Annotated in this window: 17 protein-coding genes and 1 tRNA gene; 6 read left to right on the top strand and 12 right to left on the bottom strand. The window is 61.6% G+C overall.

From position 1 onward, the window contains the following. Nucleotides 1–8 precede the first annotated feature (8 nt). Nucleotides 9–2,177 carry a primosomal protein N' gene (locus R3C13_RS12465; protein WP_371311157.1) on the bottom strand — a complete coding sequence of 723 codons (2,169 nt, stop codon included), beginning with the start codon at nt 2,175–2,177 and terminating at the stop codon, nt 9–11. A gap of 531 nt (nt 2,178–2,708) precedes the next feature. Here R3C13_RS12465 and R3C13_RS12460 point away from each other — a divergent pair. The 4 genes from R3C13_RS12460 to R3C13_RS12445 all read left to right on the top strand — a co-directional run bounded on the left by R3C13_RS12460 (nt 2,709) and on the right by R3C13_RS12445 (nt 7,074). Further along, complete coding sequence (locus R3C13_RS12460; protein WP_371311156.1) at nt 2,709–3,689, top strand: serine protease; 981 nt, start codon at nt 2,709–2,711, stop codon at nt 3,687–3,689. Between the two features lie 328 nt (nt 3,690–4,017). After that, on the top strand, nt 4,018–4,620 hold the full coding sequence (locus R3C13_RS12455) for a hypothetical protein (protein WP_371311155.1): 603 nt from the start codon (nt 4,018–4,020) through the stop codon (nt 4,618–4,620). A 117-nt stretch (nt 4,621–4,737) separates the two neighbouring features. Continuing rightward, complete coding sequence (locus R3C13_RS12450; protein ID WP_371311154.1) at nt 4,738–5,730, top strand: AAA family ATPase; 993 nt, start codon at nt 4,738–4,740, stop codon at nt 5,728–5,730. Between the two features lie 6 nt (nt 5,731–5,736). Continuing rightward, nucleotides 5,737–7,074 carry a VWA domain-containing protein gene (locus R3C13_RS12445; protein ID WP_371311153.1) on the top strand — a complete coding sequence of 446 codons (1,338 nt, stop codon included), beginning with the start codon at nt 5,737–5,739 and terminating at the stop codon, nt 7,072–7,074. 65 nt (nt 7,075–7,139) lie between these two features. Here the strand turns inward: R3C13_RS12445 and R3C13_RS12440 are convergent, their stop codons facing one another. The 9 genes from R3C13_RS12440 to R3C13_RS12400 all read right to left on the bottom strand — a co-directional run bounded on the left by R3C13_RS12440 (nt 7,140) and on the right by R3C13_RS12400 (nt 14,266). Beyond that, the gene (locus R3C13_RS12440) at nt 7,140–8,540 is read right to left on the bottom strand and encodes a hypothetical protein (protein ID WP_371311152.1); all 1,401 of its coding nucleotides are present in this window, start codon (nt 8,538–8,540) and stop codon (nt 7,140–7,142) included. Nucleotides 8,541–8,743: 203 nt separating this feature from the next. After that, entirely contained in the window at nt 8,744–9,397 is a 654-nt protein-coding gene (locus R3C13_RS12435; RefSeq protein ID WP_371311151.1) for an energy transducer TonB, read from the bottom strand. Between the two features lie 152 nt (nt 9,398–9,549). Continuing rightward, complete coding sequence (locus R3C13_RS12430; RefSeq protein WP_371311150.1) at nt 9,550–10,176, bottom strand: energy transducer TonB; 627 nt, start codon at nt 10,174–10,176, stop codon at nt 9,550–9,552. 9 nt (nt 10,177–10,185) lie between these two features. Further along, nucleotides 10,186–10,602 carry an ExbD/TolR family protein gene (locus tag R3C13_RS12425; RefSeq protein ID WP_371311149.1) on the bottom strand — a complete coding sequence of 139 codons (417 nt, stop codon included), beginning with the start codon at nt 10,600–10,602 and terminating at the stop codon, nt 10,186–10,188. Between the two features lie 15 nt (nt 10,603–10,617). Continuing rightward, nucleotides 10,618–11,034, bottom strand: coding sequence for an ExbD/TolR family protein (locus R3C13_RS12420; RefSeq protein ID WP_371311148.1), 417 nt, complete (start codon nt 11,032–11,034; stop codon nt 10,618–10,620). Then, nucleotides 11,034–11,543, bottom strand: coding sequence for a MotA/TolQ/ExbB proton channel family protein (locus R3C13_RS12415; RefSeq protein WP_371311147.1), 510 nt, complete (start codon nt 11,541–11,543; stop codon nt 11,034–11,036). The genes R3C13_RS12420 and R3C13_RS12415 overlap by 1 nt, the downstream gene beginning before the upstream one ends. A 35-nt stretch (nt 11,544–11,578) precedes the next feature. Then, nucleotides 11,579–12,973, bottom strand: a complete 1,395-nt coding sequence (locus R3C13_RS12410; protein ID WP_371311146.1) for a MotA/TolQ/ExbB proton channel family protein — start codon at nt 12,971–12,973, stop codon at nt 11,579–11,581. 31 nt (nt 12,974–13,004) lie between these two features. Further along, the gene (locus tag R3C13_RS12405) at nt 13,005–13,772 is read right to left on the bottom strand and encodes a DUF3450 domain-containing protein (RefSeq protein WP_371311145.1); all 768 of its coding nucleotides are present in this window, start codon (nt 13,770–13,772) and stop codon (nt 13,005–13,007) included. 419 nt (nt 13,773–14,191) lie between these two features. After that, nucleotides 14,192–14,266, bottom strand: a tRNA-Gln gene (locus R3C13_RS12400). Nucleotides 14,267–14,472: 206 nt separating this feature from the next. Between R3C13_RS12400 and sppA the strand changes: the two genes are divergently transcribed. Beyond that, nucleotides 14,473–16,245 (top strand): signal peptide peptidase SppA, encoded by a 1,773-nt coding sequence (gene sppA, locus R3C13_RS12395; RefSeq protein WP_371311144.1) that lies wholly within the window; start codon nt 14,473–14,475, stop codon nt 16,243–16,245. Nucleotides 16,246–16,303: 58 nt separating this feature from the next. Here sppA and R3C13_RS12390 read toward each other — a convergent pair whose 3' ends face one another. Continuing rightward, a complete protein-coding gene (locus R3C13_RS12390) occupies nt 16,304–17,035 on the bottom strand; it encodes an RluA family pseudouridine synthase (protein WP_371311143.1) in 732 nt (243 codons plus the stop codon). Next, on the bottom strand, nt 17,032–18,345 hold the full coding sequence (locus tag R3C13_RS12385) for a replication-associated recombination protein A (protein ID WP_371311142.1): 1,314 nt from the start codon (nt 18,343–18,345) through the stop codon (nt 17,032–17,034). The genes R3C13_RS12390 and R3C13_RS12385 overlap by 4 nt, the downstream gene beginning before the upstream one ends. A 58-nt stretch (nt 18,346–18,403) precedes the next feature. Here R3C13_RS12385 and R3C13_RS12380 point away from each other — a divergent pair, with 58 nt between their 5' ends. Further along, nucleotides 18,404–19,246, top strand: coding sequence for a TauD/TfdA dioxygenase family protein (locus tag R3C13_RS12380; protein WP_371311141.1), 843 nt, complete (start codon nt 18,404–18,406; stop codon nt 19,244–19,246). Nucleotides 19,247–19,257: the final 11 nt, after the last annotated feature.

Below are 19,257 nucleotides of genomic sequence, written 5' to 3'. Positions count from 1 at the left end.
TGTACGGATCAAAGGAAAGAATAGGGGTCTATGTCGACAGACATTCTGACGGCGGAGGGTATTTTCAGCTTCGCCAGCCACGCCATCATATAGGCCGACAGGTCCACATTGCGCGGCGCCTTCACCAGGAAGCGCCGCCGGTGACGGCCGCGCAGCACCGTGATCGGCGCAGGAGCGGGCCCGTACAGCTCCACCCCCTCCCCGTTCGGCGCGAGGCCGCCGATGTTCCGCGCCGCCTCGTCCACCATCTCCGCCGTCGGCGCCGACAGGATCACCGCCGCGAGCCGCCCGAAGGGGGGAAGTCCAAGTTCCGCACGCACGTCCCGCTCGATCTGCAGGAAGCCGTCGCGGTCGCCATCGGCCAGCGCCAGCATCGCCGGATTGTCCGGCGCATAGGTCTGCACCAGCGCCCGCCCCGGCCGCTCGGCCCGCCCCGCCCGGCCCGCCACCTGGCTCAGCAGTTGGTAGGTCCGCTCGCCGGCGCGCAGGTCTCCGCCCTTCATGCCGCTGTCGGCATCCACCACGCCCACCAGCGTGAGGTTCGGGAAATTGTGCCCCTTGGCAACGATCTGCGTGCCGATCAGCACGTCGATCTCGCCCTGCTCCATCCGCTCGACAATGCCGCGCGTCGCCTCGCCGCCCTGCGCCGTGTCGGACGAGAAAATCTCGATCCGCGCCTCCGGCATCAGCACGCGCACTTCCTCCGCCACCCGTTCGACGCCCGGCCCGACGCCCATCAGCGAATCCTTCGCGCCGCAATGCGGGCACATGTTCGGCTTCAGGATCGAATAGCCGGTGACATGACACACCAGCCGGTTGGAATAGCGATGCTCCGTCAGCCAATTCTCCGTACCCGGAGTCTTCAGCCGCTCCCCGCACGCCTTGCAGATCACCAGCGGCGCATAGCCCCGGCGGTTGAGGAACAGCAGCGTCTGCTCCCCTGCCGCAAGCGTCGCGCGCATCTCGTTCACCAGCCGCGAGGACAGCCACATCCCCTTCGGCGGCGGGTCCGCCCGCAGATCCACCAGCTCCACATCCGGCAGCCGCGCCGATCCCGGCCGCGCCGACAGCTTCAGCCGCTGGTACCGCCCCATCTCGGCATTCACCATCGTCTCCAGCGACGGCGTCGCCGAGGCGAGCACCACCATCGCCTCCTCCAGCTTCGCCCGCATCACTGCCATGTCCCGCGCATGATAGGTGACGCCATCCTCCTGCTTGAAACTGCCATCGTGTTCCTCGTCCACAATGACCAGTTTCAGCTTGCGGAACGGCAGGAACAGCGCCGAGCGCGCCCCGATCACGATGCGCGCGCGCCCATGCGCCGTCTCGCGCCAGGTGCGCCGGCGCTCCTTGTCGGAGAGGCCCGAGTGCCACGGCGCGGGCGGCGCCCCGAACCGCGCCTCGAACCGCGACAGGATCGCCTGCGTCAGCGCGATCTCCGGCAGCAGCACCAGCACCTGCGCCTCCGGGTCCGCCTTCAGAACTTCCGCAATCGCCTCGAAATACACTTCCGTCTTGCCGGAGCCGGTGACGCCGTCGATCAGGAAAGGCTGGAACCCGCCTGCCCGCGCCGCGACGCGCAGCACCTCCGCCGCCTCGGCCTGCTCGGCCGTCAGCGTCGCGCCTTTCAGGTCGGTCCGCGCCTCCGGGAACGGCGGATCGGTCTCCACCTCCGCTGCCCGCAGTGCGCCCGCCTCGGCCAGCCCCTTTACCACGCCGGAGGAAACGCCCGCCGCCTCTGCCAGCGCCGCGGCGCTCATCGGCGCCGACCGCTCGGCCACCTCCATCACCTTGCCGCGCGCTTCCGTCAGGCGTGGCGGCTCGGCGCCCGTCGCCTCATACACCGTCTCGACAGGTGACGGCAGCAGCCCGCTGCGCGCCCTCAGCGCCATCGACAGGATCTGCCCCGGATGGCTCACCGTGTAACGCGCCGCAAACGACAGGAAGTCCCGCATCGGCTTCGTCATCGGCGGCGTCGGATACACCTCCGCCACCTCTTTCAGCGTGCGGCCCTCCGCCACCGAATCGTCCAGCAGCTCGACCACGATTCCCAACCGGTCATGCGGCCCCACGGGCGCCGCCACATAACTCCCCTCGGCAATCTCCATGCCCGGCGGCACCGCATAATCGAACGGCTCCGGCAGGGGCAGCGTAAAGAGAATCCGGGCGACAGACATGAGGGGAGGCTTAGCCGCTGAAGCCGCGGGCGTCATCCTGTGGCGTCATCTCATAATGGCGTGGGGCGGGTTGAGCAAAGTAATCTCCACCACCGTCATCAGCTTACGCAAACTCGAAGGGCAAACATCGGCTTCGCCTCCCACCTAAGCCCCTGATCGGCAACCGTCCGCCTTGGGCACACAAGCAGGCGCTCAGCCAAAGTCCGTTCACCGGCCAGAACTGGCCCTATGCAGACGGTCGGCAGTTTTGACTCGAACGGCAGCTTGATCCCGAAACCAGTCATTACGAGCGACCGACTTGGGTAATTTCAAAGCGCTGGGATTGAACTTCGGTTGGACACGATTTGGCCGATCGCAGAGGCGAAGCGAAAAGCAGAGCGTTGCGGGCAAATCCTTGAGCCAATTGCCAGCTTTGAAGGCGACCCACTCATAGGCTAAACTGGCCATATGGAAGAAGCTCAATCTCAAGAAATAGGGATTCTGAAATCCAGGTGGAGGAGGAATGAGGCTGGGAGATGGGCGGTCCAAGACTTGAAGGGGCTGGACCTAAAGCCCCGAGAAGGCTTCGCGACAGAATTCTTTAGAATAAAAAGTGAAATCGAACTCTTGTCTGATCGGCCAGGCTCATCTTCGAGTGACTTCTTTAGTTCGTTCGGAACGACAGAGTTTCTACTGCGCCAGAGCATCGTTCCAATTGTTGCTTGGAACAAGGGTGACGACGAGGCACGTTGCATTGGCACGGGCTTCTTTATAAGCGCTTCTGGGTATTTGCTGACAGCCGCTCACGTTTTGCGTGACCCGATTGATGAAAACTATTCGTCGGTGACTGAGATAGAAAATGGCACTCATAAGCTCAGCGATTCGCTGGTTTTTGGAGCAATGCTGCCCGCCAACCCAGCGATGAGAAATGCGCCGCTAGATATTCACCCAGCGATGCGTGAAGCTAATTGGTTCCTGTGTCCATTCCAGTGGACTTCTCATTGGGGGGGAAATCTAGAAAGCCCATTGTTTCACCAAAGGCCAGAATTTCGGCTGCTTCATGACGTAGGACTTTGCAAGGTACGGGAGCAACCGCTTATCGGTCCCTACCAGCCGCTGAACATTGGTCTTCATAGTGTTGCAATCGGGGACCGAGCCGTTGCGATCGGATATGCAGAAATGCGGAACATTCGATTGGAAGGGGACGATTACCAACCTGAACTGTTTGTTTCAGTAGGCGCCGTTACAAATATTCTTCCTGACAACATAAGTAAGAAGCAAAACTCCACTCCCGGCCCAAACTTTGAGTTCAATGCGAAAATCCCGGGTAAAATGAGCGGAGGGCCAATATTGGTTGGTGGAGGCGCACTCACGAAGGGCGTGGTCAGTCGAAGCTGGCAAGATGAAAACCATGCTACCGGTTGTTTGATCGCACCGATGATGTCTTTGCCCATAGTTAATGGAACAAGCCTGTTCGACTTACAGCAGAATGGAAACGAAGGTATCGCTCGGATAATTGGGCCAGACCTCTAGATAGCTAGCCATTGGCAGCTTTTCCAAAGCGCAACGTCCGCTTCTGCGCCTTCAGCTGCCGTCCGCTGCTGCAATCCAAATGTCTACTTCCGGCGAATATCTGTCTTTGGATGCTCAGCCCGCCAATGTCAGCGTCCAGGACCGAACTGCCGTTCGATATGCGACTAAAGCATTTCGCAATCGGGCCGATACGCGCCTTGCGCCGGGAAGAATGGTCGCAGGAAAAAACGGAACGCTATCCACCTCGCGCAGGCCGTCTTTCTCAATAAATACGCCCTGGCATGTCCCCTCTATCCGGCAGGCCCCGGGACAGGGGCATCTTCCGTGCATGAGCGATCATGCCGACTTCATCGAACAGGGGTTTGCCACCGCACGCGATGTGCTGATGGATGTCGCCGCGCGGGCGGAGCTGCACCTGCGGCCTGAGACGTTGACCAAGGCCGCGCGGCGGCGCTGCATGGCCGGGTTTCGCCAGATCGCGGTGCTGGTCCGCCGCCTGATTTTCCTCATGGCCCTGTCGATGCAGGTGCCGCCGGCGGCTCCGCGCGCGGCCGCATCGGTGCCCCAACCTGTTGGGAAGGCTCCCGGCGCCCTCCGCGCGCCTCGTTACCGCCTGCCGCTGGTGCCCGGCCTTTCCGGAGCCTTCCCGGAGCGTCTGCGGAGTGTTGACCGGAGCCTTGCCGCCGGCCCGGTGGCCGCCGCCCCGGCCCTTGCCCGATGGGCGGCGCTGCATCGCCTGATGGAACACCCTGAACGCCACGCCCTTCGCCTCGCGCGCACGCTGCAACGCTGGCAGGCGGCAGGCGAGCACCGGCCGCACATTGCGCCCTTCACCGGGCGCCAGCGCCTCGGCACGAAGTTCAGCCTGGTCACGGCGGTGCTGCCGCGCCTCTTGAAAGCGGCGCTCGAGCGCTGGCCGGATACCAGCTGAACCTGCAGCAAATCCAGCCCTTTTGCCGGAACGCGCCCGCGTCTCCGGCCGCCCGCGCTGGCCCTGCCCCCGCGACACGGCTTGCCAGCCCCCGGCCCCCGCCCTACCCCTGTAACAATGGCAAAAGACCTTGTTACCGGCTACGAGCCCATGACCTCCGTGGACGCGATTTCGGCGGGCCTCGAAGGCGTCGGCTATATCTCGACCCGGCAGATTTCGACCGCCGTGTTCCTGGCCCACGGCCTGCGCAAACCCATCCTGATCGAAGGCCCGGCCGGCGTCGGCAAGACAGACCTCGCCGCCTCCCTCTCCCGCTGGCTCGACCTGCCCCTGTTGCGGCTGCAGTGCTATGAGGGCCTCGATGAGGGCAAGGCGCTGTATGAGTGGAAATACGGGAAACAGCTTCTCTACACCCAGATCCTGAAAGAGAAGCTCAACGACGTCATCGGCGACGCGGAAACCCTGCAGGCCTCGCTCGGCAAACTGTCTTCGTTCGAAGACCTGTTCTTCTCCGAACAATTCCTCGAGTCCCGCGCCCTCCTGACCGCGATGAAACAGGAAGCCGGCTCGGTCCTTCTGATCGACGAAATCGACAAATCGGACGAGGAATTCGAGGCCTTCCTGCTCGAAGTCCTGTCGGACTATCAGGTGACCGTCCCGGAAATCGGAACCATCCGCGCCAACGTTCCCCCGATCGTCATTTTGACCTCCAACAATGTCCGCGAACTCGGCGACGCCCTGAAGCGCCGCTGCCTGCACCTGCACATCGGCTTCCCCGACCACGCCCGCGAACGCCGCATCGTCCGTGCGCGGGTCGACGGGATTGAGGAGGCATTGCTGGATCAGCTCGTCTCCTTCGTCCAGTCGGTGCGCGAAGTCGACATCAAGAAGCGGCCCTCGATCGCCGAAACGGTGGACTGGGCAAAAACCCTGTTGCTGCTGCATTCCACAGCCCTGGATGAATCCTTCGTCCGCGACACGCTGAACGTGCTCCTCAAACACGAAAGCGATATCGCGATGATCTCTCCCGAAGTGCCGAAACTATTGCGGGAAGCCGCATCAAAGAAACCCGGCGGGCGCATGGTGTCCGGCTATCCCGATGTCGGCTAGAGGGCGATGGAACGCCCGCTGACCAATTTCATCCGCGCGCTTCGCTCTTCCGATGTGCGCGTCTCGACCGGCGAAGCCCTCGATGCCGCGCGGACACTGAAACTGATCGGCTATGCCGACCGTGCGATGCTGAAAGACTCCCTTGCCTGCGTGCTGGCCAAGTCGCCGGAAGAAAAAGTCACGCACGACGAACTGTTCGAGCTGTATTTCTCCCGCGAGGATTTGCCCAGCCAATCCGCGGCGACCGGCCGGAACGACGACACCGCAACGGCGGGGAACGAACCACCTGACCCTGTTGAACTGATGGAATCGGGAGACGAGGCCGCAATTACCCTCGCGCTGGAAAAAGCCGCCGAAGCCGCGGGCGTCGACGACATCCGCTTTTCCACTCAGGTCGCCTACTTCGCCCAGCAGATGGTGAAACAGATGGGCGGCGGGCGCTTGCAGGCGCGCCTGCTGGAAGCACTGCAGACAGGCGGACAGGACGGCGACAGCGAAGCGCAACGGCTGATCGACATACGACGTGCCCTGACAATGCGGGCCCGCGAACGGGCCGAAAAGGCGTTCGACGTTTTCGGTGCGGGCGAAACCCAGCAATTCCGAGATGACTACGCCGCGGATAAAAAACTCTCGGCACTCGACCGCAGCGACATGGAGCGGATGAAACGCCTCGTCGCCAAGATCGCCAAACGCCTCGCAATCAAGCATTCGCGCCGCCGCAAGAAGCGCAATCGCGGCCAATTGGATGTGCGCCGCACCATGCGCGCCAATGCCGGGCTGGACGGCGTTCCGTTCAATGTGATCTGGCGCCAGAAGCGCCGCGACCGGCCGAAGATCCTGGTCATCTGCGACGTTTCAGGATCGGTCGCGCAATATGTGCGCTTCCTTCTCCTGCTGCTCTGGTCGATGAAGGATGTCGTGCCGGACCTGCACGCCTTTGCATTTTCGTTCCGACTCGGGCCGGTCGACGAAACGCTGGAGCAGAACGATTTTGAGGTCGCGATGGCAAAGATCCTGCGTGAGTACGGCATGGGATCGACCAGCTACGGACAGGCCTGGTCCGACCTCAAAATGAACCACGAGCAGCTGATCGACCGGCGCTCGACGCTGCTGATCATGGGCGATGCCCGATCGAACTATGGCGACCCGAGAGTGGACTTGTTTCGCGATTTTGCCGCCCGCGCCAAGCGGGTGATCTGGCTTAACCCGGAGGCCGAGCCCCTCTGGGGCACCGGCGACAGCGTCATTCCACGCTACCGGCCATTCTGTGCACAGATGAGCCATGTGGCGACGCTGAAAGATCTTGAGCGCGCCGTAGATGAAATTCTGAGCGCCTATTCCTGATCTCCCCAAACGAAAAAGCCCCGGCGCTGCGGCCGGGGCTTTCAGGGATCAAGTCAAGTGCAGGATCAGCTGCGCTGGTTAGCGCAGACCGGCGCTTCATTGAAGGCCTTTTCGGCGGCCTCGAGGCGCGCGTTGACCGTCTTGCAGTTCTCCGTGACGTTGTCCTCGCCGAGAACCGACAGGCGCTTACAGATCTTGGCTTCATTCTGCACGTTCAGCATGGCCGACTGGAACTCGAAGCACTTGAGAGCCGTCTTGGTGTCTTCCTCGGACTGCATGAAGTCGAGCCAGGAGCGACCGGCGCGATTGTTGGCCTTGCGGAAGGCTTCCTTGGCGCCATCACGGTCGCTGCGCTCGTAACGGGACTGACCGATCTGGACCCATGCGTTGCCCGCATCCTTCAGGCCGCCCATGCTGAGCGCCTTGGTGAGCGCGTCTTCGGCGTCTTTCCACTGCTGAAGGTCAGCATACGAACGGCCAAGACGCTCATACATCGCGCCGCCGCCGCCAGCATCAGCCGCTGCGCGGATCACCGGGATGGCTTTCTCATTCTCGCGGGCGACCTGGTAAAGGTTCGCCAGCAGTTCGAGGTGCTCAAGATTGCGCTTGATACGGCCGGCATTCATTTCCTTTTCAAGGATCTGAGCAGCGCGGTATGGCACGTTGAAGCGGTTGTAGAAGTTGACGACGCGCATCAGCTCGTCCTCGGTCTTCAGCATGCCGCCGAGATACATCGCCTTCTGAACTTCGAACGCCTTACGCTCTTCGTTGGAGGCGTAGTAGTTGCCGGCAATCGCGTCCCAGTACTTCCGTTCAGTCGGGTTGTGGACCAGAACGGTCTCGAGCGTGGAGGCGAGCTTCGCCTTGTCGTCGACCTGATTGTACAGGAAGATCAGAAGGTCATAGAGCTGCTGTTCGTATTTGGAGCCGTCATCGGCTTTCGTGGCCTCAGCCCAGCGGATCGCTTCGCGGAAATTGTCGACGCGCTGATACAGAACGGCCAGCTGCCACTTCTGCTGCCGGTCCGGTCTACCGCCAGCCTGTTGCCACTTCGTCATGTATTCGAGCGACTTGTTGACGTCTTCATCCTGCAGGTAGATCTGCGCAATGTTGTAATAGGTCTGCGCGGCATCTTTCTGCGGGATGTAGCCCTTATTGAGGGCCGTCAGCAGGTCGTTGACGGCGGCGCGACGGTCACCCTTTTCGATGTTGATGTAGGCTGACAGTTTGAGGACAGCGCCTTCCTCATAGCAGTTCAGCTGCATCGACTTCAGCTGCGCCATCTTTGAGGCGGCCGTGTTGAAGTCCTTGTTGGTGATCGCGGCCTGTTCGGCGTCGAGATAGACCTGCCCAGTCTTGGACGTAAACTCGGTCTCTTCACAGGTCTGCGCGTAAGCCGCGGTAGCGCCTGCGCTCACCATCAAACCGGCGACGATGGCGCCCTTGAGAACAGATCTGATACCCATATTTCCTCTCCTGGCCGCTGCCTAGCGGGGTAGTATTCACTCAACCGGAATTGCCCGGCTGGATCAAGGACTTCAGCGCGCTTTATAATGTTATTTTGCACACGCCTTCATCCGCGTTTTCCGCGGATGTGACTCACCCCTGATATGTTTGGTTGAGGGGAACTCGTCAATGCCTGTCCACATGACTTAACGCGCCGATTTGTTCAATTCAGACGGAATTCCAGCGGATACATGAGATTGTGAGACTCCACCGGCTTGCCGTCCTCGATGCGCGGCAGAAATTCCGCCTTGCTGACCGACCGGCGAGCTTCCTTCTCGAAGGCCGGATCGCTGCAGGTCGAGGTGACATTGTATGGCAGCCCCTGCACTGTAAGGCTGAAACGCACTTCGCAGCTGCCCGAAATGCCCTTCTGGGCCGCCACGGTGGGAAATGTCGGCAGCGGCGGACGCACCGCCGTCGGCACCCTGTCGATGATCGGCGAGCCAACTGGCGGCCGCAGTTCGACGATGCCGGGATCGAGCACCGGCGGAGCAGGCGTGTAAACCGCGACCGGAACTGTCGGAACGTCGCTGACGGTGTGACTCTCGACAGGCGGACGGGGCAGCACATCGATGTTCACGGGTGGCTCCGGCCACACATCGATGTTTTCCGGCTTGTATGGATTGGGTATTTCCAGCGCCAGCAGGACTCGCTGCTCCTTCGCGGGTTCTGAAATCTCGGTGACCTGAATGAGCCGGTTCATTCCGGTAAAGAGGAGGATCGTCACCAGACCGGCCGGCACCGAGGCCGCCGCGTATCGCTGTGCCTTGCCCGCACCGGGCTGAGGCAACTGGCGGAAAATGGGGCGAGACGACATGGCAACCTCCTGTTGTGATTTTCCAGTCAGCATACTCGCCTTAAGAGCATTACGCTAGGGAAACTTTACTTAGCGTAAGGTCGTAGGGGCGCAAACAAAAAGGGCGCCCCTCAAGGCGCCCTTTTCATTTGATTTCAAGCGACTACCGCCCGTCAGTTGCTCAGCCGGAATTCCAGCGGATAGACGACGTTCTTACGTTCGGCGGCCTTGCCACGAATGATCTTCGGGGCGAACTCCACCTTGCTGACCGCGCGTTCTGCTTCCGACTTGAACATCGAGTCCGAGCAGGTCGCCACGACATCGTAGGGACGGCCGCGCGTGTCCACATTGAAGCGGACTTCGCAGGTACCCTCGATGCCGCGCTCAGCTGCGCGGGTCGGATAGGACGGCGTCGGCGGACGGATCGGCTGGGCATCACGGTCGGAAATTGCGACCGGGTCGATGGCCAGCGACTGCATGCGGCCGAGGTTCAACTCGGTCGGTGCAGCACCTTCGATCTTCGGCGTCGGCAGGCTGATGTCGGACCGGGTTGCCGAGACCTTCGGCGGCGGCGGCGGCTTCTGGGCGGAGTCGATCCGCTTCGGCTTGGACCGCTGCCGGGTCCGGACTTCAGAGTCCTGGCTCTGTGGCGTGATCGCCGTCAGGACGCGCTGCTCGCTCTTCTCGAGGTTCACTTCCTTCACCGTGATGAGCGAACTCATCAGGATAAAGAGGAGATAAACAATCGGGATCGCGATGGCGACGCCAACAAGGAGTCTCGTCAGAGGATTGGCGAACATGGTTGCCTCCTAGTCTCGTTGAGCCGAGATGTTGATGACTGTAGCCCCGTCGAGTTGGTTGATGGTTTCCATCAGGCCAACCAGCGTCTCTGCGTCCGAATCCACATCGGCCTGAACCACGATCTCGCCGCGCGGGTTATCTTCACGCATCTGTTTGAGCGTGAACGACACTTCCTCTTCGGGAACGAGTTTCTTGTCGATGTAAATGTCGCTGTTGCTGTCGATGGCGATGAGGATCGCCAGCGGCTTAGCGTCTGCCTTGTTGTTCACTTCCGGACGGATGATCGCAACACCCGGTTCCTTGATAAACTGGGCCGTGACGATGAAGAAGATCAGCAGGATGAAGACCACGTCGAGCATCGGCGTGAGGTTCACATCGTCCTCAGCACCTCCGGCGGCGTAAGCCTGGCGTTTTCTGCGTGCCATTAGCTGTTCTCTCCTCTACTCGGCCTGCGACAGAACGAGGTTCACACCCGTCTTGTAACCAGCATCGTATGCCGCATCGCGAATTCTCACGATCACACCGCTCTTGGTGCGCGGGTGAGCCTGAATGATCACGGCACTGTCCGGGTTTTCAGCGCGGACACGTTCGATATTGGCACGAACCGAGCTGATGTCAGTAGGACGGCCGTTCACAGTAATGAGATTGCTCTCATCGACAAAGATCAGGATGGCAGGAACGTCCTGCTGCTCCTGTTGCTCCGGCGCGGGCGGCGGCGGCGGCTCAAGGCCGAGCGCTTTTTCCTGGGCGAAGGTCGACGTCACGATGAAGAAGATGAGCAGGATGAAAACCACATCCAGCATCGGTGTGAGGTCGACATTGGCCTCGTCGGCCGCGCGTTGTGTACGTCCTCTCATCAGCTGATCTCCATCGAATCTTCGACTTCCTGCACGGAGCGCGCAACGCGGCGGTCCATGCCGGAAGTGAACAGGATGCCCGAGAGCGACGCGACCATGCCGGCCATGGTGGGGATCGTGGCGCGTGACACACCGGCCGACATGGCCTTTGCATCTGCACCGTTCGTGATCGCCATGACGTCGAACACGGCCACCATGCCCGTCACCGTACCCAAAAGGCCGAGCAGCGGCGCCAGAGCCACCATAGCCTTGGTGAGCTGGACATTCTGTTCCGCCTTCATCCGGACCTCGGACACGAGCTTGTCCTTGATCCAGTGAGCCAGGGTGGACTTCCGGTCGGAGCGGGAACGCCACTCCGCGATCGCTTCAGCGGCAACCTGCTTGTGTGCGAACCTGAAGTAGAACATGCGTTCCAGGATCAGGGCCCACATTATGAAGGTGGCCCCCATAATGACGATCAGTACCGGACCGCCACGATCGAGGAAGGCTTGTAGATCTGTAAAACCCATGACGGGTTCCTCCTCGTTGGGACTACGGGAGTGGCTTACGCCACTCCACGCAGAGATTCCGCCTTCTCAGCGATCAGGCCGGCAGCCTGTTCGTCAAGGATCTGCTGATTGCCGCGTGCCATGGAAGACACGACTGCGTGGATCAGCAGGAGCGGAATGGCCGCAACGAGACCGAACACCGTGGTCATGAGAGCGACCGAGATACCACCGGCCATCAGCTTCGGATCGCCGGCACCGTAGATGGTGATCGCGGTGAAGGTGATGATCATACCGACAACGGTACCGAGCAGGCCGAGCAGCGGCGACACCGAGGCGAGAACCTTGATGATGTCGTTGAAGCGTTCGATGCGCGGGCTTTCCTTAAGGATCTGCTCGTCGAGCTTCAGCTCCAGGGTTTCAATGTCGCTGCCGCGGTTCTGTTCGTAGGTTTCGAACACGCGGGCCAGCGGATTGCCGTCACCAGCCTGGCGGGTCTTGGCGGTGCGGCGCATCGCGCCACCCATCGTGACCAGGGTGAAGATCTTGTAGAGACCGATCAGCAGGCCGATCGCCAGAAGCACCATGATCACAGCACCAACCGGACCACCCTGCTTGATACGATCCGACAGCTTCGGCAGATCGCCGAGGATGCCGAAGAGGTTACCCTTGGACGGGTCGACCGGCGCGCGGACAACCTGGTCCGGACCGGCATTGATCAGCGAGCCCATCGCGCCGGCAAATGCGCCGGACGGCTGCTGGCCGAAGACCTGGAGGAAGGTGTCGCCATCGGCGCCCTTGCGGACTTCGACGAATTTCTTGCCCGCGGTGGTCGCAGCGGTGAACACGCCCACGCGGAGCAGTTCCGCATCAGCGTTCGAGCCGTCCGGGCCGATGCCGTCAACCGTCGAATTGAAGGTTTTGACTTCGGACTGGGCGATCATTTCCTGCAGCATGGCTTTCGGAAGACGCTCAAGCTGAGCGCGGTTCGGAAGCGTGCGGGCTTCAGCGATTTCGGCGATGCCTTCAACGCGGCCCTGATAGTCGAAGTTGGCGATGGAGTTCGCGATTTCCGGCATGGTCTCACCAGCGGCCGAACGGAACTGGCCGAGCAGTTCCTGGAAGTCGCCGGCCTGAGCCGAAACCTGGGCCTCGAGATCGCCCAGCGTGGCTTCGTTGGCGTCGAACTCGGCGCCGAGTGCACGGCCCTTGCCTTCTGCAGCGTTCAGTGCTGCGCGGGCATCAGCCATCTTGGCAGCCTGAGCGGCCTTGTCCTGCTGGAATTCGCGCAGGCGCTGCTGGTTTTCAGCCGACATCTCGTTCGAGTCAGCCTGGATACGCTTCACCACATCGGCCAGCGACTGGGCCGATGCCGGAGCAGCAACGAGGAAAGAGCCGAGGCCGAGCAGCGAAGCCGCACCCAGAGCCTTCAGCGAGGATTTGAAAGTCAACATGATTGTACCTCTTGGATTCTCTGAACCAGGCTTACTGGACCGTGAACTTCTGGACCGGAGCGAACAGAACGTCCTGCTGGGCTTTCGCCTGAGCAACACGGATCGCCTTGCGGATGTCGTTCGTGTACTTGCCCGACAGTGCTTCCCACTCGCCGGTGGCGCGGTTGAAGCGAGCGGCCTTGCCGTTCGGAGCCAGGTAGACAAGTGCGACGCGGCCATAGAGGAACATGTCGACCGTCGTCGGGTTGCCACCGAGGTCGATCTCTTCCTGCCAGGTGCTGATCGTGCGGCCGTATTCCATTTCAGCCTGGTAGGCTTCCATGATGAGGCGGTACTGTTCGGCCGGGGTCACGTCTGCCTTTTCCATCACACCGTCGAGTGCTTCGAGGCGAAGCTGGCGCTCTTCCTTTTTGAACGGAAGGTCGGCGGCAACGAAGGCCTTGAGATCATCGACCATGCTGAGGAGCATCGGAACCGTCTGGGCGGTGATGTCGTCGATCGAGCCGAGCTGTTCGGTGAGCGAAGCAATTTCCTCACGCTGGGAAGCAACCACCAGTTCCTGCTGCTTGGCATACAGGTCTGCGGCGTCGCGGCGCTGCAGCAGGGTGCGGTATTCGCGCACCATGTCCGTGCGCTCATCATCCAGCTGGTTGATCTGCTCCTGGACCTGTTCGGCGCGGCGCGTCGCCTGTTCGCCCGTGTTCAGCGCATCGCGCAGCTGGGCCTGAGCCGGAACGGCCATCCCAACGATAAGCGCCGCGGCAAGGACGCCGCGAGCTGGTGACAGAAGTTTCTTCATGAGGTTTGCCTCTCAACTCTCCAAACGGTCGCGCAACGATTGCGCGGGAAATCCGACAACGGGCCCTCCGCTCGCGGGAGCGTCCCGGTTTCAATGCCGGCCTCACACACACAAGGCCAAGTCTGTACGGAAGCAAAAAGGCGAAGACCGCCCATCACCTCCCCTTCGCCTAGTTCCGGAGCGCTAGTCGCTCTCTCTACCAAGTCTTTTATACCTGCCAAAGGCAGTTTCGACGGCAAAGCCCTTAGCCGTGAATATGGAGGCTAACAACCCTCCTTCTCACGATCAATGATCCTTTACGAGTCATTTAGAAAATATCTTTCGCGCGCACGATGGCAACACGTCGTGCGCAGTCATAAGGCACTCAAAAAAGCTATTTTTCGGGAGAAGTTTTCGAAAATCTGTCGCAACCGAAGGGGTGGCTGGGGTGCCAGGATTCGAACCTGGGAATGGCGGTACCAAAAACCGCTGCCTTACCACTTGGCGACACCCCAATGGAGGCGCCGAGATAGCCACTCTTGTTGTTGCTGGCAACACCCCTTCGCAGAGCCGGCGGTGACTTCTTTCACCGTTCTGCCGATTTCCGGTCAATTTGCTCAAAGCGCATAGAGCGACCTTTACATTTTATCGATTATCGACAATATCGTTTATCATGTAAGTTCGGCCTCCCCACCGGACTGCTCCCGGAGACTACAACCTCATGAAAACATTTCTCCTGTCGATGGCCGGGGCACTCGCAGCGATGTTCATTTTCGTCTTTGCGATTGCGCTGTTCTTCACCAGCCTGATCGTCAGCGCCGCCAGTTCGAAGCCGAAGGCTCCGGACGCTGTCGTGCTGAGGCTCGACCTCAACTCGGAATATTCGGACCAGGCGCCGACATCAGGGTTCGCCGCCTTTTCCGAAACGCCGGGCTTCATTGATATCCTGACCAAGCTGAAGGCCGCAGAGACCGATGACTCCGTCAAGGGCCTCTACCTGCGGGGCGCCACGATGAGCGTGGGCAGTTCCCGCGCAGAAGAGCTGCGCGAAGCGATCCACGCTTTCCGCGACTCCGGCAAGTTCGTGATTGCGCACACCCAGGGCACGTTCGGCGCAACCAACCCATCTGCCCTGCGCGCCATCGCAGCCGCCGACGAAATCTGGATTCAGCCGGGCACGGAAGTTTTCGCCGCGGGCGTTTCGTTCGAAACGGAATTCCTCAAGGGCCTGTTCGACAAGATCGACGTGACCCCGGAAATATATCCCTTCTACGAATACAAGAACGCGCCGAACTCCTACAACGAGACGGGCTACACCGAACCGCACCGCGAAGCGATGACGGTGCTCGCGCAGTCTCTTTGGGATGCGTCGCTGGACGACATCGCTGCCGACCGCAGCCTGTCGGTGGATGCCGTCAAAGCCGCCCTCGAAAGCGGTCCGAAAACGGCCGAGCAAGTCATCGCGCTGAAGCTGATGGACAAGGAAGGCTATCCCGAGCAGGCTGAAGAAGCTGCGAAGGAACGCGCGGGCGAAGATGCCGAACTCGTCGACATCGGCAGCTATTCCGCACCAAGCCTGCCGCTGAAGGCCCCGCAGATCGCGGTCGTCGGCGGCCAGGGTGCAGTTGTAACGGGCAATGCCGATGCCGGCGGTCCGTTCGCTGAAGCTCCCGGCTTTGCCTCCGACACGATTGCCCGCGCCATTCTTGATGCCGGCAAGAACGATAAGGTGAAAGCCATCGTGTTCCGTGTCGACAGCCCCGGAGGATCGCCGACGGCATCCGACCAGATCTGGAACGCCATTGAGCGCGTGCAGGCTGACGGCAAACCGGTCGTCGTGTCGATGGGCTCGCTGGCGGCTTCGGGCGGATACTATGTCTCCGCCGGCGCCGACTATATCGTTGCCAACCGGTCGACCATCACCGGCTCAATCGGCATCTTCGGCGGCAAGTTCGCCCTCGAAGGCGCATTCAACAAGATCGGCATTACGTTCGACGATGTGACCGTAGGCGGCGACTTTGCCGACGCCTACGGCATCGACAAGTTCACCCAGGCCCAGGAAGCCGAAGTGAAGGCGTCCCTGAAGCGCGGCTATGACCGCTTCCTGACGATCGTCGGCGAAGGCCGCGGCAAGACCTATGACGAAGTCCACGAGATTGCCCGCGGCCGGGTGTGGAGCGGCGAAGATGCCCTCGACCGCGGCCTTGTGGACCAGATCGGTTCGTTCACGGATGCGATCGAGAAAGCCAAGGAGCTTGGCGGCATCGAAGCAGATGTCACTCCGCGCCTGATCTACTACCCGCACCGCAAGACCGGCTTCGAAGCACTCGAATCCCTGTTCGGCGTGTCGGGCGAAGCGGCTGAAGCGGTGTCGGCAATCAACGCCATCACCGGCAACCCGCAGACCAAGGCCCTGATCGAACAGCTGGCCACGATCGAAGCAGTGAACTCCGGCGAAGCACAGGCTATGGGCCCGCGCATCCGCGAGCACTAATCTCAGCCCACAAACAAAGAAGGCCCCCTGGGAAACCGGGGGGCCTTTTTGTTTGCGCTCAGGCTATAGGGCCGAGACCCAGCTCCTGTGCCCGCTGGATGAAATCCCCCGGCGGCGGCGCCGTGAAGGTCATCTCCTTGCCTTCCGGGTGACGGATGGTGAGACTGGTCGCATGCAACATGAGGCGCGCAGCGCCCTTCTCCCCCCGGCCATAGAGGCGATCGCCGAGGATCGGGCAGCCGAGATGGGACATGTGCGCCCGGATCTGGTGCATGCGGCCGGTTTCCGGCTCAGCCCGGATGAGCGCAACATCACCAGAGCTGGCGAGAATGGTCCAGCTTGTCGTCGCCGTCTGCGCGCCCTTGCGGCCGGGCGCCGCGACCAGCATGCGTGGGCGTCCGCCTTCTTCCACTTTCACCAGCGGCGCATCGATCACGCCTGAAGCCGCTTCCGGCAGCGTGCCGCGGACAAGCGCAAGGTAGACCTTCTTCGCTCGGCGTGTGGCGAATTCGTCAGACAGGCGCGCGGCAGCCGGCTGGGTGCGCGCGGCGATGACCACGCCGGATGTCCCCTGATCGAGCCGATGGACAAGGCGCGGACGCTTGCCGTTGGATTTGGCGAAGGCCGCGAGCAGGCTGTCGAGCGAAGCCTCGATGCCGCCGCCGCCCTGAACGGCGAGACCGGACGGCTTGTTGAAGACAAGAACGCTGTTGTCTTCATGGATGAGAAGACTGCGCACAAAGGCAGCATCAGCCGGGTCAATGGCAGGCACAGGGCGGTTGCGGGTCATGCCCCACTTTTCTTCTGTTCACGGAGCTTGGCAATCCAGGCAAGGCGTTCAGCGATCGGCTTCTCTCGGCCCTCGCCTTTCGGCTGGTAGAAGACCGGGCGGGCCATGCCGTCTGGAAAGTAATTCTGCCCCGACACACCCTGTTCGGTATCGTGGTCATAGGCATAGCCTTCGCCATAGCCCTGATCCTTCATCATGGCGGTCGGTGCATTGAGGATATGCTTGGGCGGCACCAGGCTGCCGGTGTCGCGCGCCGCAGCCAATGCCGCTTTCCACGCCATGTAGGCGGCATTGGATTTTGGTGCAGTCGCAAGATGAACCACGGCGTGGGCCAGCGCCAGCTCCCCTTCCGGCGAGCCCATGCGCTCAAAGGCGCGCGCGGCTTCACTGGCGACCATGAGGGCCGTCGGGTCCGCTAGGCCGATGTCCTCGCTTGCCATGCGGATCATGCGCCGGGCGATGTAAAGCGGATCCTCACCCGCATCGATCATCCGCGCGAGCCAGTAGAGGGAGGCATCCGGATCCGATCCACGCACGGATTTGTGCAGCGCGGAGATAAGGTTGAAATGACCGTCACCATCCTTGTCATAGGCCGGTGCCCGCTTTTGCAGCCCTTTCGACATCTCGGCGAGCGAGAGCGGCTTTCCGCCTTCCGCCAAGGCATAGACCTGCTCGACGAGGTTCAGGAGATAACGCCCGTCCCCGTCCGCCATCGCGATGAGCGGACCGATGGCATCTTTCGTGACGGGCAGCTCGCGCCCTTCTTCCTTTTCCGCGCGGACGATCAGTTCGCGCAGTGAGTCATCTTCGAGACGCTTGAGCACGAGAACCTGGCACCGGGACAGGAGCGCGCCGTTAATCTCGAAACTGGGATTTTCCGTCGTCGCGCCGACCAAGGTGACCGTGCCACTTTCGACATAAGGCAGGAAGCCATCCTGCTGAGCCTTGTTGAAGCGGTGGATCTCATCGACGAAAAGCAGCGTGCCTTTGCCCACCTTGCGGCGCGCCTCTGCCCGCTCGAACGCGGCGCGCAGATCCTTCACGCCGGAGAAGATGGCGCTGATCGCCTCGAATTCGAGATCGGTTTCCTGCGCCAGCAGGCGCGCGATGGTCGTCTTGCCGACGCCGGGCGGCCCCCAGAGAATAATGGAAGACAGGCGCTTCGCATTCAGCATCCGTGTCAGCGACCCTTCCGGCCCAACCAGGTGGTCCTGCCCCACCACGTCGGACAGAACGGCCGGGCGCAACCGATCGGCCAACGGCCGGGGCGCCCCTCTGGAAAGACCTGCAGCTTCGAACAAATCGCTCATGGCCCGTGTTCTAGGCGAGTGCGCGGGCCGTGATAAGGTGGCGCGTGGAGGAAACAACATGACGCTCGATATTACGCCTTCGGGGCAAGCCTGCGGCGCAGAGGTGCGCGGCGTGGACCTGACGCAGCCGCTGGATGCCGAAATCATTGCCGTCATTCGCGCGGCCTGGCTGGAGCATCAGGTGCTGGCCTTTCCGGACCAGAAACTGACCGATGCAGACCTTGAACGCTTCACGCAGTATTTCGGCCCCTTTGGGGATGACCCGTTCATCGCGCCCATTCCCGGCCATCCGCATATCATCGCCGTGCAGCGCGCCGCCGACGAAACCGCGCCGATCTTCGCCGAGAGCTGGCATACGGACTGGAGCTTCCAGACGCGCCCGCCGGCGGGCACCTGCCTCTTCGGCATCACGATCCCGCCGAAGGGCGGCGATACGCTGTTCGCAAACCAGTACAAGGCGCTGGAAGACATGCCGGCGGAGCTGCGGGCGCGGCTGGAAGGCCGCCACGCCATCCACTCTGCACGCAATGCCTATTCCCCGGCAGGCATGTACGGCGACAGCGACAAGGCAAAGGGCCGCAGCATGGACATCCGCCCTTCTGCCGATGCAGAGGCGACCCAGCGCCACGACCTCATCCGCGTGCATCCTGAAACCGGCCGCAAGTCCCTCTTCGGCTGTGCCGGGTACATTATTGGCATCGCGGGAATGGATCATGACGAAGGCTGGGAACTGGTGACGGAACTCTATCGCTGGCAGACCCGGCCGGAGTTCCAGTATCGCCACAAATGGGAACCGCACACGCTGCTTATGTGGGACAATCGTTGCCTGCTGCACATGGCGACAGGCGGCTATGACGGCCACGCCCGTTTGCTGCACCGCACAACAATTGGCGCGAGGTAAATCTTTGCAGA

Source organism: Hyphomonas sp. (assembly GCF_041398385.1).
Classification (GTDB): Bacteria; Pseudomonadota; Alphaproteobacteria; order Caulobacterales; family Hyphomonadaceae; genus Hyphomonas.
Note: the sequence above shows the minus strand (reverse complement) of the source record. Positions and strands in the feature narration are given on the sequence as shown.